The following is a 12,765-nucleotide window of genomic DNA, read 5'->3' as shown; positions in this document are numbered from 1 at the left end:
CACAGCTGTGAATTTCCATCGGTCCAAAGAAATCGACAGGGCAAACCAATCGACCTATCATTATGTCAATTTTCCAAAGTTTGGACTGTGATTTCCATGACAGAAGACCAATTGGACCGCATCGACCGAAACATCCTGTCGGCGCTGGCAAGCAATGGCCGGCTTTCCATGTCGGAATTGGCGGCAAAGGTCGGTCTGTCGAAGACACCGGTGCAGGCGCGGGTGAAGCGGCTGGAGAAGGATGGCTATATCAGGGGCTACCAGGCAATCATCGACCGCGAGCGCATGGGCGAAGGCCATGTCGCCTTCGTCCAGGTTAAATTGTCCGACACCCGTTCAGCAGCACTCGACGCATTCAACCGGTCGGTACATTCCGTGCCTGAAATCGAGCAGTGCCACATGATGGCGTCGAGTTTCGATTACCTGTTGAAGGTCCGCACCAGGGATATCGCCGCCTATCGCCGTGTACTGGGCGAGCGCATCTCGGCCCTTCCCCACGTCGCCCAGACCTCGACCTTCGTGGCGATGGAGACGGTGAAGGACCGCTGACCATGATCCCGAAAAGCGGGCGCCGGTTTTCGGACCAGATCATGGTCAAACAAGACAACAGAGCCTACTCCGACAGCGTCTTCAGGAACGCCACCAGCGCGGCACGCTCGCGATCCGACAACTCCAGCGGATGGATCTCGGATGTCCCCTCGACGCTGGGAGCCGCCTTGGCATAGTGCGCCACCACCTCGTCCAGCGACGAAAACTGCCCGGCATGCATATAGGGCGGCCGCGTGGCCGCGCCGCGCAACGACGGCGTCTTGTAGGCGCGGATCAGTTGCGGCGCATCCTTGACCATGAAGCGCAATTCGCCGCAGGCGGCGACGTCGCCGTCACGATAGGTGCCGAAGCAGTTGAACGGATCAGCCTCGACTTGGTGGACCGCGTCGACGCGGCCACGATCCGGCGGCAGATCCGCGACGGGCGGCACACCGGTATTGTGAAAACCGTTGTCGGTGAAGCGCGGGCCGTCGTGGCACGTTACGCAATTGGCCTTGCCTATGAACAGTTTCAGCCCAAGGATTTCTTCGCGCGTAAAGACCGCATCGCCTTTCGGTTCGGCGCCGGTGGCGAGGTCCAGCGCAAAGCGGTCGAAGCGCGTCTGCGGCGGCTCGATCGAGCGTTCGAAGGCCGCGATCGCCTTGCCGATATTGGCAAAGACGCGATTGATCGAGTCGCGCTGTGCATCGCTCATCGCGTTCCAGGCGGCCTTCTCCGCATCGGTGCCGAGCGGGCTGGCATTCAGCGGAATGCCGGAAAAGTCGGGCAGCGGCCCAAAAATGCGCTCATAGCGCTCGCCGAAGCGGGCCTTGATGTAATGCGCGTAGGCGGCGCGGTTTCCAGCCTGCTCCAGCGGGTTTTCGAGTGGGGTCAGCGCTTGCGCCCACAGGCTGTCGCGGCGGCCGTCCCAGAAGAAAAAGGGGTCGCGCGCCACGCCCGCCAGCGGCATGGTGCGCCGGTTGGTGCGGCCGACGCCGACGGCTTGCGGCAGGTCGTCCTGGAACTGGCGGTCGATCTTGTGGCAGGTCGAGCACGACACGGTGCCGTCGCGGCTCATGCCCAGATCGAAGAACAGCGTCGAGCCAAGCGCCGCCGCGGCCGGCACGTCAGCGAAGCGATTGGTGGTGTCGGGCTTCAGAGACGGCAAGGTGTTCAGGGTCAGCGAAGCGATGGTCTTCTTCTCGGCGTCGGAAAAATCCGGTTTGCCGCAGCCGCCAAGGATGACGGCCACCGTCAGCGCCAGAAAGCAGAACAGGCGCTTCATCGATCGCTCACAGCACCACGTTGAACAGCACCGTGTCGGAGCCGGCGCCGGACGAGATGGCGAAACGAAATTGCCACCAGCCGCTCATGGTGAATTTCAGCCCCTCGATGCGGTAGCGGCCGTCGCCCAGGTAATCGGTCACCTGCGGGCTGGTCGGCAGGCCGTGATTGTGTTGCGGCATGCCGCCGGAGATGGCGATCGCGGCGCGCTCCACCGAAGCCCCCGTCTTTGTTTTCAGGGTCAGCAGCCAGGATTCCAGTTCGCCCTGCCGCACCACGCCCCGTTCCGGCACGAAGCTGGCCATGTACAGCCCATTCTCGGATTTCTTCGTCCGCGAGACATCCGGGCCGGCAAGCTGCGCTGATTGTGGCGCCGTCAGATAGACGACCGCGAGAACGCCGACCAGCAGAGCAGCCAGACCAAGACCCGCCAGGAGATAACGCCATATCGATGCCAAACCGGTTCCTCTTCTGCAGACAACGTTCTGCCGGGTGGATCGCATCCCGCCAGCCTGTGGGAAAACGCTGTGGCGGAAAAAAGCCTGCTTGCCAAGCATGGCGCCGCCGCCGGCAAAAAGCTACAGCACGGAAATCACTGGAGGATAGCAGATGGCGGGAAACGGCGTCGCATCGATCGGCGAATGCATGCTCGAACTGTCGGGCCAGACCGGCACGAACTGGCGCATGGGTTTTGCCGGTGACACCTTCAACACGCTGTGGGCGCTGCATGCGTTGAGCGGTGACCGGCCGGCAACCTATGTCTCGGCCTTCGGCGATGACCCCTTCTCGCAGGGCCAGATCGGCTTCTTCGCCGAAAACGGCATCGGCATCGGTTCCAGCCCGGTGATATCAGGCGCAAGGCCTGGCCTCTACGCCATCACGCTGACCGGCGCCGAGCGCTCCTTCACCTATTGGCGCGGCGACGCCGCCGCCCGGCAGCTTGCGTCCGATCCCGCCGCACTGTCGAAAAACCTTGAAAATCAGTCGCTTGTGTACTTTTCCGGAATCACCTTGGCAATTCTGGAGGATGCGGCGCGCAAAACACTGCTGGAAGCGGTGGCCAAGGCACGCGCCGCGGGCTCGCTGATCGCCTTCGACCCCAACTATCGGCCGCGGCTTTGGCGCGACCGCGAAAGCGCGCAGGCAGCGATTGTCGAAGCACTCGGCGTCACCGACATCGCACTGCCGACCTTCCCCGACGAGCAGATGCTGTTTGGTGACCAGACACCGCAGGCGACCGCCGGACGGCTCAGGCAATGGGTCGCCGAAGTCGTCGTCAAGAACGGCGAACAGCCGGCGCTGATTGCCGAAAACGGAACGCTGCACGACGTGCCGGCCATCCATGTCGCGGACCCAGTCGACACGACCGGGGCCGGCGATTCCTTCAATGGCGGCTATCTGGCGGCACGCCTTGCCGGCCATGGTCCGCGGGAAGCGGCAAGCCGGGCCCATCGCGTCGCCGCCGCCGTGGTGCGGGTCCGCGGCGCGCTGGCGCCGTTCGAGACATTGCGGGCGGCGTTTGAAAACTAGCGCCTGGAGAAACTAGGGAAGACGGAAACGATATTCCGTCACGTGGTGATAAATTGCACCCGGCCACAGCGTCGCCTGTGGAAAATACGGCCGGTTCGGCGCATCCGGCCATATTTGAGGCTCCAGGCAGAAGCCGCTGAAGGCTTTGTAGTCTCGCCCTTCCAGCCCCTTGCGGGGCGTCACATACTGGCCTGTATAGAGCTGGACGCCAGGCTCCGTCGTCCAGACCTCCATCTCGACGCCGGAGCTTGCCCCTTGCGTCCATGACGCTTGCCGCAGCGGCCCGCGCGCCGAGGCAAGGCAGAAATTCTGGTCGTACGGCAGTTGTTCGCCCTCGGTCTCCATGCGCAACGGCCGCGCCTGGCGGAAATCGAAAGGCGTGCCGTCAACCGGCTTGACCACACCGGTCGGGATCATGTCGCCATCGACCGGCAGATAGGCGCCGGCGTTCAGCATCATCCTGTGATCGAGAATGTCGCCGGCGCCGCCATCATCCAGGTTGAAATAGGAGTGCTGCGTGAGATTGCACAGCGTCGGCTCCTCGCAGGTCGCCGTCAGTTCGACGCTGAGCGTGCCGGGTATCTTCAGCCGGTAGGTGCAGGTGACGTCGAGCGCGCCGGGAAAGCCCATCGCGCCGTCGGGATCGTGCAGCGTCAGCGTGACGAAATCCCGGCCGTGCAGTGAAACCGCCCATGGCCGGTGCGAATAGCCCTGCGAGCCGCCATGCAGCGTGTGCCTGTCGAGGAAATTTGGCTCGGTCTGGTAGCGGTTGCCGCCAATGGTGAAGCGGCCGTCGCGGATGCGGTTGGCATAGCGGCCGACCACCGCGCCGAAGAAGGCGTTGTCGGCCTCATACTCTTGCAGGGTGCTGTAGCCGAGCACCAGCGGCGCCTCATGGCCGGTCAGGCGCAAATCCTGGATGATGGCGCCGAGACCGATGATGTTGGCGGTGAGGCCACCGCCCCTGATGGTAAAGCGGCGCACGGGCTCGCCCGCCTGTGTCGTGCCGAAAACCTCGCCGTCCTTCATCGCCATGCCCGCAAATGCCAGTTGATCCAGAGGACTTCGGGAGGTCTTCCCAGGAAAGATGGGCCGCCCGTTGGGCTGCCCATCTCAAGAGCCGCCTATCAGAGGCCGAGGCCGCCGATGCAGACATATTTGGTATCGAGATAATCCTCGATGCCCTGATGTCCGCCTTCCTTGCCGAGACCTGATTCCTTGACGCCACCGAACGGCGCCTCCGGCGTGGTGATGAGGCCTTCATTGACGCCGACCATACCGTATTTCAGCCCTTCCATGACCCGGAAGGCACGGCCGAGATCACCGGTGTAGAAATAGCAGGCAAGGCCGAACTCGGTGTCGTTGGCCAGTTGCACCGCCTCTTCCTCGGTCTCGAACTTGAACACCGGTGCGACCGGGCCAAAGATCTCTTCCTTCATGAAGCGCATCTTGGGTGTAGCATTGGCGATGACCGTCGGCTGGAAGAACGAGCCGCCGAGCGCATGACGCTTGCCGCCGGCGACGATCTTGCCGCCCTTCGAGGTGGCGTCAGCAATCAGTTCCTCGACCTTCTCGACCGCCTTCTCGTCGATCAGCGGTCCCTGCTGCACGCCTTCCTCGAGGCCGGAACCGACCTTCAGCCCATTGCTGGCGGCGGCCAGTTTCTCGACGAACTTGTCATAGACGCCGGCCTGCACGAGGAAGCGGTTGGTGCACACGCAGGTCTGGCCGGAATTGCGGTACTTGGCTGTTATGGCGCCGGTGACGGCACGGTCGATATCGGCGTCGTCGAAGACGATGAACGGCGCGTTGCCGCCGAGTTCCATCGACACTTTCTTGACGGTGACGGACGACTTCTGGATCAGGATCTTGCCGACCTCGGTCGAGCCGGTGAAGGTGATCTTCTTGACCAGCGGGTTGGCGCAGATCTCGTCGCCGATTTCGCCGGCGGCACCGGTCAGGATGTTGACGACGCCCTTGGGGAAGCCGACTTCCTCGGCTAGCGCGCCCCAGGCAAGGCCCGAATACGGCGTCTGCGAGGCTGGCTTGACGACGGCGGTGCAGCCGGCGGCGAGAGCCGGGCCGAGCTTGCGGGCCAGCATCGAGGACGGGAAATTCCACGGCGTGATGGCGGCGATGACGCCGACCGGCTCCTTGGTCACCAGGATGCGGCGGTCCGCCCATGGCGACGGCACGACGTCGCCGTAAGTGCGGCGGCCTTCCTCGGCGAACCACAGAATGTAGGCCGCGGCAGAGCCGATCTCGCCCTTGGATTCGAACAGCGACTTGCCCTGCTCGATGGTCAAGAGTTCGGCCAGCACGTCCTGATTGTCCATCATCGCGTCATGCAGCTTGCGCAGCAGCTTCGAACGCTCGAGCGCGGTCGTCTTGCGCCACGACTTGAAGGCGGCATCGGCCGCCTCGATGGCGCGGCGGGTCTCGGCCTTGCCCGACCTCGGCACGGTGCCGATCTTGAGGCCGGTGGCCGGGTTGTTGACGTCGACCGTCTGGCCGCTGTCGGCCTGCACCCATTCGCCGTTGATGAGATTGGCCTGCCGCATGAAATGGCTGGTTTTCTGAAGCATGGTCTAGCCTCCGCTCGGCGCACTGACGGGCCGGTATCTGGATTTTCTTCGATGGGCGTGCCCGATGATATCGAGGCCGGGACACTGGAGCCAGTGCTCTTTACCTAGGGCAAGCCACGCAATCAATTGCAAGATGGCATATAGGCTTTGGGCCAGCGCGAAACCAGCCGAAGACGAACTAGCCGTAGATGTGGAGAACCACGGTCAGCCAGAAAGCCGTGGTGACAGCGGCACAGGCCGTGGCGATGGTCATCTGGTTCGAAGCCAGCGCCTGGCCGGTGTTGAACTGCACGGCGATGAGATAGGAATTGATCCCGGATGGCAGCGCTGCGACCACGACCGCCACCTTGGCGGTCATCGGAGGCAGGCCGAGCAGCCAGACGAAGGCGAGAACCAGCGCCGGCATCAGGAACAGCTTCAGCGCCGAAAGCGCCAGGGCCGGCCTGACATTGCCGGAAACGCCGAAGCGGCGCAGGCTGAGCCCCATGGCAAACAGCGCCACCGGCCCCGCCGTGTCGGCCAGCGCATCGACCAGCCGCATGGCGAGGTCGGGCAGCGGCACGCCGCTGAGCCGCCATGCCAGCCCCAGCAGAATGCCGATGATCAGCGGGTTCATGAACAAGCGCCGCAGGAAGCTGCGCAGCACCCGCAGCGGATGGACATGTTCACCGCTGCCGCGGCCGAACATCTCGAACAGCACGATCGAGGCCATCATCATGACCGGCAGATGCACGGAGACCAGAAGCGACAGCACTTCGAAGCCGCTCGGACCGAATATGCCAAGGATGAACGGCGCGCCGAGCAGCACCACATTGGAATAGGCCGACGACACGCCCCCGACGACGCCGGCGCGCGCATCACGTCCGAAGATCCGCGTGGTGACGACATGGCCGGCCGCCCAGGTGATCGCCACCGCCGTGAAATAAGCCCCCCACAGCGGCCATGGCGCCACGCCGTGGAAATCGGCATTCACCATCGTCTGGAACAGAAGCAGCGGCATCGCCACCGAGACCGCGAAGTCCGATATCCCCTCACCGCTCGCCGGTCTGAGATAGCCGGTGAGCCCGGCGAGATAGCCGAGCGCAACCAGGCTGAAGACGAAAAGCACGGTTTCTGTGAGCGGGGACATTTTTTCAGGGATAGGCGAGCCACGCCCGTGGCGCAATCGCGCCCGAATTTGATCATGCCCGAATTTGATCATGGTCTGCAGGCAGCGCTATAGAGGGTTTGGAACATCAGGGCGGACACGAACGACAAATGACCTTTGTCGAAACCTCAGGACGCAATCTTTTTGCGCGGATGTGGCTGACGGCCTTCGTCGCCGCTCTGTTTTGTCTTGCCGCGACGGCGTTTGCATTTGCCGAACCGAAAAACCTCAAGGGTGTGGCGCTGATTATCGGTCAGTCGAAATACGAACACATCGCCGCCCTGCCCAACCCGGCCAACGACGCCCGCGACATGGCCAAGATGCTGACCGACCTCGGTTTCGATGCCCGCAACGTCACCGATCGCGATGCCGCCAAGCTGAAGCGCGACCTCGAACGATTCGTCGAGGATGCCGAAGGCGCCGACGTCGCCTTCATCTACTATTCCGGCCACGGTATCGAAGCCGGTGGCGAGAACTATCTGGTTCCGGTCGATGCCGACGTCTCGTCGCTCAAGGATGCCGGTCAGGCCCTGGTGCCGATGTCCGCCGTCATGGATGAATTGAAAAAGACCGTGCCGGTGACGATCATGCTGCTCGACGCCTGCCGCACCAATCCGTTTCCGGCCGACGCCGTGGTGCGGCGCGCACCAACCGCTTCCGCCGAGCCGATCGGTGCTGGCGGGCTGGAACCGGTGCGTGGCGCCAAGGCCCTCGGCAACACGCCGGCGGCGGACGCGAGCCTGGGCACGGTGGTCGGCTTCGCCGCCGAGCCGGGGCGCCCGGCTCTGGATGGTGCCGCCGGTGAAAACAGCCCTTACGCGGCAGCGCTGCTGCGCCACCTCGCGGCGATGAAAGGCACGGAGTTCGGCGCGGTCATGCGCATGGTGACCGAGGAAGTCTATCTCGACACCAAGGCAAAGCAGCGCCCCTGGGTCAATGAAAGCCTGCGCCGGCTGCTCTATTTCGGTGTCGCGCCACCGGAACCGACAGGCGATGACGGGCTGATCACCGGCGAAAGACGGCAGTTGCTCTTGACCATCTCCGACCTGCCCGACCCGAAGCGGGCGCAGGTGGAACTGGCCTCGCTGCAGGACGGAGTGCCCCTCGACGCGCTCTATGGGGTGCTGAGGGCACTCGGCACTGAAAAGATCCCCGAGGATCCGGCCGACCTGCAGAAGGTACTCGACGCGCAGGCCGAGCGCCTGAAGAAGATGATGTCCGAGCGCGCGGCACTGCGTACAGACGATCCGGAGATCAAGCGGCTGGTCGCGTCCGCCGACAAGGCCGTCAGCCAGGGCGCAATGGTGACGGCGCGCAAATTCCTCGATGACGCGGTCGGCAGGGTCGAGCGGAACAGCGACGCGGTTGACGAGGCCGAGGACCTGGTCCGGCAGAAACGGATCGCCGACGCCGCCATCTACGCCAAGCGCGCCGACGCGTCGGCGCTGGTCTTCGACTACAGATCCGCCGCCAACGACTACGCCAAGGCATTCTCGCTGGCCGAGAAATGGGACGAAAAGCTGCGCTGGAACTACAAGAACCAGGAAGCCGAGGCACTCAATGCCCATGGGTATGCCACCGGCGACCTCGATGCGCTGCAGCACGCAATCGAAGCCTATCGCGTCATCCTGGACTTCATCCCTAATGGCGAACAGAACCGCGACTGGGCCATCACCCGCAACAACATGGCGGTGGTGTTGCAGACCATCGGCGAACGCGAGACCGAAACCGCCCATCTCGAAGAAGCGGCACAGATCTTTCGCGATTCGCTTGCCATTTTCGAGCGCGAGAAGGACGACCGCAACTGGGCGGCCGCGCAGAATAACCTCGCCAATGTGCTCTTGAAGATGGGGGAGCGGGAAAGCGACCCGAAGCGACTCAATGAAGCGGTGGCGGCGATGCACGCCACGCTCGAAAAGCGCCCACGCGACAAGCTGCCGCTCGACTGGGCCGCTTCGCAGAACAATCTCGGCCTCGCGCTCTATGCGCTCTCGGAGCGTGAGCCTGACGGCGGGCATCTGAAGGATGCGGAAGCAGCCTACCGGCTGGCGCTTGAGGAATACACGCGCGAGAAAACACCCGTGGAATGGGCGATGGTCGAGAATAATCTCGGCAATACCCTTGTGACTTCAGGCATCCAGCTCAACGACAAGGCCAAGATCAACGAGGCGGCCGATGCGTTCCGAGCGGCGCTCAAGGTGCGGACCCGCGAGACCTTCCCGGTGTCATGGGCGACCAGCCGGCTCAATCTCGGCAACGCGCTGAGCGGGGTTGCCCGCTTCGATATGGGCACGGGCACGCTCGAAGAGGCCGCCGCGGCCTATGACGACGCACTGACGGTGTTTACCCGCCAGCGGTTCCCGATGGATTGGGCGTCGGCGCAGAACAATCTCGGCTCGATCTACCAGACGCTTGGCCAGCGGACCCGCGATGCGGCCAAGCTTGAGCAGTCGGCGGCAGCCTTCCAGGCCGCCCGACAGGTCTATGTCAGGCGGAAATTCCCGCAGGATTGGGCCATGAGCTACTACAATCTCGGCAACACGCTTCAGCTGCTTGGCGGCGTCACGGACAAGCCCGGGCACTACAGCGAGGCGGTCGACGCCTATCGGAATGCTCTGCGCGAATACAAGCGCGAGACGAACCCTCGGCAATGGGCGCTGGCACAGGCCGGTCTGGGCTCGACGCTGCACTGGCTGAGCATGAGCAATGCCGATCCGAAAACCTTGCAGGATTCGATCGCGGCGCGGCGGGCGGCACTTGAAGTGCTGTCCATCGAATCGGCACCCGTCGACTGGGCCAACGCCCAGAATGGCATCGGCATGAGCCTGCTCAACCTCGGCAATATCGAACGGACCGGCAAATATCTCGACGAGGCCGAGGCGGCTTTCACCGCGACGCTGAAGGTGTTCACAAGGGAAAACCAGCCCATGCAATGGGCTTTCGAACAGAATAATCTCGGCGATATCCACTGGAACCGCGCCAGCTATGGCGGCGGCAAGCCGGAATATCTCAGGGCCATCGAGTTCTTCGAGAACGCCAAGCAGGGCTTTACCGAAGCCGGCTACACCGTACCCATCCCGCTCACCGACCAGAAGATCGATCTGGTGAAGCAGCAGCTCGCCAAAAAGTGAGACTGGGCCGTCTGCGACGCCCGCTTGTCTTTGTGCCGGCCTTCCGATCCCTATATGCGAATGACCGGAGCCCGGTGTCGGGCTCCTGGAAGGACCGCGATGATCCGATTTGCCCTGGCCTTGTTCCTGCTCGTCATTCCCGTCGCGGCCCATGCCACGGATGCCGGCTGGGCGTTGCTGCGCGATGGCGGCCATGTGGTGCTGCTGCGCCATGCCATGGTCACTGGCACCACTGATCCAGCCAATTTCGACATCGACAGCTGCGCCACCCAGATCAACCTCTCTGCGCGCGGCAAACAGCAGGCGAGCAAGATCGGCGCCTTGTTTGCCGCGCGCGCCGCGCCGATCGAGCGCGTGCTGTCCAGCCGCTACTGCCGCTGCCTCGACACCGCCCGCATCGCCTTCGAGGCCGAGCCGGAGCTGTTTGCGCCGCTCGATCTGCTGAGGGGTGACGATGCTCAAAAGGCAGCGCAGATCGCCGCCATCATGAAGGAAATCCGCGCCTATTCCGGCTCGGATAACCTGGTCATGGTCACCCATCTGGAAGACATCGTGGCGCTGACCGGTATTTCGCCGCGAGAGGGAGAAGCCGTGGTCGTCGAGCCGCAGGGCGACGGCCTGCGTGTGCTCGGCCGTGTCACCTTCTAGCGATGCGGTATCGCGTCACAGACGTCGGACGCGGTGTTGCCGAAATACCACCCCCGAAAGAAGCCGCGAATTCGCCCCGACAATGCCGCTTGCGACAACCCGTCGCAGGCTCTATAGCCGCGCTCCCGGTCACGAGAACCGAAGTGAGCACAACGGTTGGAGCTTTCGTCTCCGCCCGTGCAGGCGGCTTTGCCGCCCTGTATACGGCGCCGCTTTGGGGATTGGGATCGCGGATGTAGCTCAACTGGGAGAGCGCCGGACTTGGGTCCGGAGGTTGTGGGTTCGAGTCCCGTCGTCTGCACCACGGATAGCTCAGTTGGGAGAGCATCAGACTTGTAATCTGACTGTCGAAGGTTCGATTCCTTCTCCATTGGCCTGATAAGCCAGCACCCTGCCACGGTGTTATCTGAAAACGGTCCGGGGACTGGAATGCTGAAGACCTGACAAACGGCCGAAGCCTTCGGGCCAAGGCCGTTTTGAAAGGTCCGATGCCATCGGCTCGCGGCCAGGTCCGCGGTGACGGTCAAGGCGCAGTGTCGCCGGCAATGCAGGCCAAGGCTTGCCGAGCCCGCTTCGCTGCCCCGCGACCCGCTCCCGAAGGCCCGCCACGGATTGATGCCACCAGTCCCCGGATCATTCGTGTCCGGACCATGACGACGTGAAACGAGAAACGAAGGGAAGATCGACGCATGACGTGACGCCTCGCATGGGGCCATGCCCGACAGGAGTAAGACAATGACGACTATTCTCGACAAGGTTCTTGGACGCGAGCGCGTCCTCGTAAGGGAAAACGAACGTGCCCTCACCCTCCACAAGGGGGAGATCAAGGCCGTCCTGCTGCCGGGCGAGCACTCGCTCGCCAATCGGCGCGGAAGCCTGGAAGTGTCCCGGCACGATCTGAAGAATCCGGAATTCGTTTCGGCATATGAGAAGGCGTTGTTCGACAAGCTCCCGGATGTGGCCGCGCGTCATCTCACCGTCGTTCGCACCGGGCGCACGGATGTCGCCGTCATCGAGCGTGACGGCAATTTGCATGCCGTGCTGGCGCCGGATCGCAAGCTGGTGCTGTGGACGGATGCCGGTCCGTGGACGGTGGCGCTGATCGACACATCGGCCGATCTGACCATCGATCCGGCGGTCATGCGCCGGCTCGGCCAGGCCAGGAAGGCGGAGTTGATGTCGGTCCATCCGGTCCTCGACGGCCAGGCCGGGTTGCTGTTCATCGACGGTGTTCTGGTCCGGACGCTTTCCGCGGGCATGCACGGCTTCTGGAATGTCGGACGCATGGTGCAGGTGAAGGTCGTCGACCTCAAGCGCCAGTCGCTCGACGTCGCCGGGCAGGAAGTGCTGACCAAGGATCGCGTGACGATCCGCGTCAACATCGCCGCCGAATACCGGGTCGTCGATCCGGTCAAGGCGGTGAGCGCCGTGAAGGACTTCTCTGAAGCCCTTTACCGCGCCCTGCAATACGCCTTCCGCAAGACGCTGGGCTCGCTGACGCTTGACCAGATCCTTGAAAAGAAGGTGACAGTCGACGAGGAAGCGGCAGCCAAGGTGCGTGCCGACATGGCCGAGATCGGTGTGGAGGTCAGCGATATCGCCCTCAAGGATGTCATCCTGCCGGGCGAAATGCGCGAGATCCTGAATCAGGTGGTGTCGGCCGAAAAGCAGGCCGAGGCCAATGTCATCCGCCGCCGCGAGGAGACGAACGCCACGCGTTCGCTGCTCAACACGGCCAGGGTGATGGCGGAGAACCCGGTGATGCTGCGGCTGAAGGAGCTCGAGGCTCTGGAAACCATCGCCGGCAAGGTCGAGCGGCTGACCGTCCACAACGGAACGGGCGGATTGCTCAACGACCTGGTCAAGCTCCGCGACAACTGATGCATGTCGCCCAAAATTGATTCCGGTTTTG

At 63.4% G+C, this 12,765-nt stretch carries 10 protein-coding genes and 2 tRNA genes; 7 read left to right on the top strand and 5 right to left on the bottom strand.

From position 1 onward, the window contains the following. The first annotated feature begins 96 nt into the window (after window positions 1–96). A complete protein-coding gene (locus tag EB231_RS18460) occupies window positions 97–549 on the top strand; it encodes an Lrp/AsnC family transcriptional regulator (protein WP_172350128.1) in 453 nt (150 codons plus the stop codon). A gap of 64 nt (window positions 550–613) precedes the next feature. Here EB231_RS18460 and EB231_RS18455 read toward each other — a convergent pair whose 3' ends face one another. Both EB231_RS18455 and EB231_RS18450 read right to left on the bottom strand, forming a co-directional pair. Beyond that, window positions 614–1,813 carry a cytochrome-c peroxidase gene (locus EB231_RS18455; RefSeq protein ID WP_172350127.1) on the bottom strand — a complete coding sequence of 400 codons (1,200 nt, stop codon included), beginning with the start codon at window positions 1,811–1,813 and terminating at the stop codon, window positions 614–616. Between the two features lie 7 nt (window positions 1,814–1,820). Then, window positions 1,821–2,270 (bottom strand): FixH family protein, encoded by a 450-nt coding sequence (locus tag EB231_RS18450; protein WP_140773928.1) that lies wholly within the window; start codon window positions 2,268–2,270, stop codon window positions 1,821–1,823. Window positions 2,271–2,421: 151 nt separating this feature from the next. Between EB231_RS18450 and EB231_RS18445 the strand changes: the two genes are divergently transcribed. Next, window positions 2,422–3,342, top strand: coding sequence for a sugar kinase (locus EB231_RS18445; RefSeq protein WP_172350126.1), 921 nt, complete (start codon window positions 2,422–2,424; stop codon window positions 3,340–3,342). 12 nt (window positions 3,343–3,354) lie between these two features. On the opposite strand, the gene EB231_RS18440 is transcribed toward EB231_RS18445, so the two are convergent. From EB231_RS18440 to EB231_RS18430, 3 genes are all read right to left on the bottom strand, one after another. After that, complete coding sequence (locus EB231_RS18440) at window positions 3,355–4,377, bottom strand: aldose epimerase family protein (RefSeq protein ID WP_172350125.1); 1,023 nt, start codon at window positions 4,375–4,377, stop codon at window positions 3,355–3,357. Between the two features lie 92 nt (window positions 4,378–4,469). Next, window positions 4,470–5,927 carry an NAD-dependent succinate-semialdehyde dehydrogenase gene (locus EB231_RS18435; RefSeq protein ID WP_172350124.1) on the bottom strand — a complete coding sequence of 486 codons (1,458 nt, stop codon included), beginning with the start codon at window positions 5,925–5,927 and terminating at the stop codon, window positions 4,470–4,472. A gap of 178 nt (window positions 5,928–6,105) precedes the next feature. After that, window positions 6,106–7,056, bottom strand: a complete 951-nt coding sequence (locus EB231_RS18430; protein ID WP_172350123.1) for an AEC family transporter — start codon at window positions 7,054–7,056, stop codon at window positions 6,106–6,108. A gap of 128 nt (window positions 7,057–7,184) precedes the next feature. Here EB231_RS18430 and EB231_RS18425 point away from each other — a divergent pair, with 128 nt between their 5' ends. The 5 genes from EB231_RS18425 (at window position 7,185) to EB231_RS18405 (ending at window position 12,734) form a co-directional block, all read left to right on the top strand. Beyond that, entirely contained in the window at window positions 7,185–10,205 is a 3,021-nt protein-coding gene (locus EB231_RS18425; protein ID WP_172350122.1) for a caspase family protein, read from the top strand. A gap of 99 nt (window positions 10,206–10,304) precedes the next feature. Beyond that, on the top strand, window positions 10,305–10,853 hold the full coding sequence (locus EB231_RS18420) for a histidine phosphatase family protein (RefSeq protein ID WP_172350121.1): 549 nt from the start codon (window positions 10,305–10,307) through the stop codon (window positions 10,851–10,853). A 229-nt stretch (window positions 10,854–11,082) separates the two neighbouring features. Further along, window positions 11,083–11,157: transfer RNA gene (locus EB231_RS18415), tRNA-OTHER, on the top strand. A 2-nt stretch (window positions 11,158–11,159) separates the two neighbouring features. Beyond that, window positions 11,160–11,227 (top strand) — tRNA-Thr (locus EB231_RS18410). A gap of 361 nt (window positions 11,228–11,588) precedes the next feature. Beyond that, window positions 11,589–12,734 carry a slipin family protein gene (locus EB231_RS18405; protein ID WP_172350120.1) on the top strand — a complete coding sequence of 382 codons (1,146 nt, stop codon included), beginning with the start codon at window positions 11,589–11,591 and terminating at the stop codon, window positions 12,732–12,734. Window positions 12,735–12,765: the final 31 nt, after the last annotated feature.

The sequence above is a fragment of the Mesorhizobium sp. NZP2298 genome (assembly GCF_013170825.1).
Taxonomy (GTDB): domain Bacteria; phylum Pseudomonadota; class Alphaproteobacteria; order Rhizobiales; family Rhizobiaceae; genus Mesorhizobium.
The sequence above is the reverse complement of the archived record's forward strand: the minus strand, read 5'-3'. Positions and strand labels throughout refer to the sequence as shown.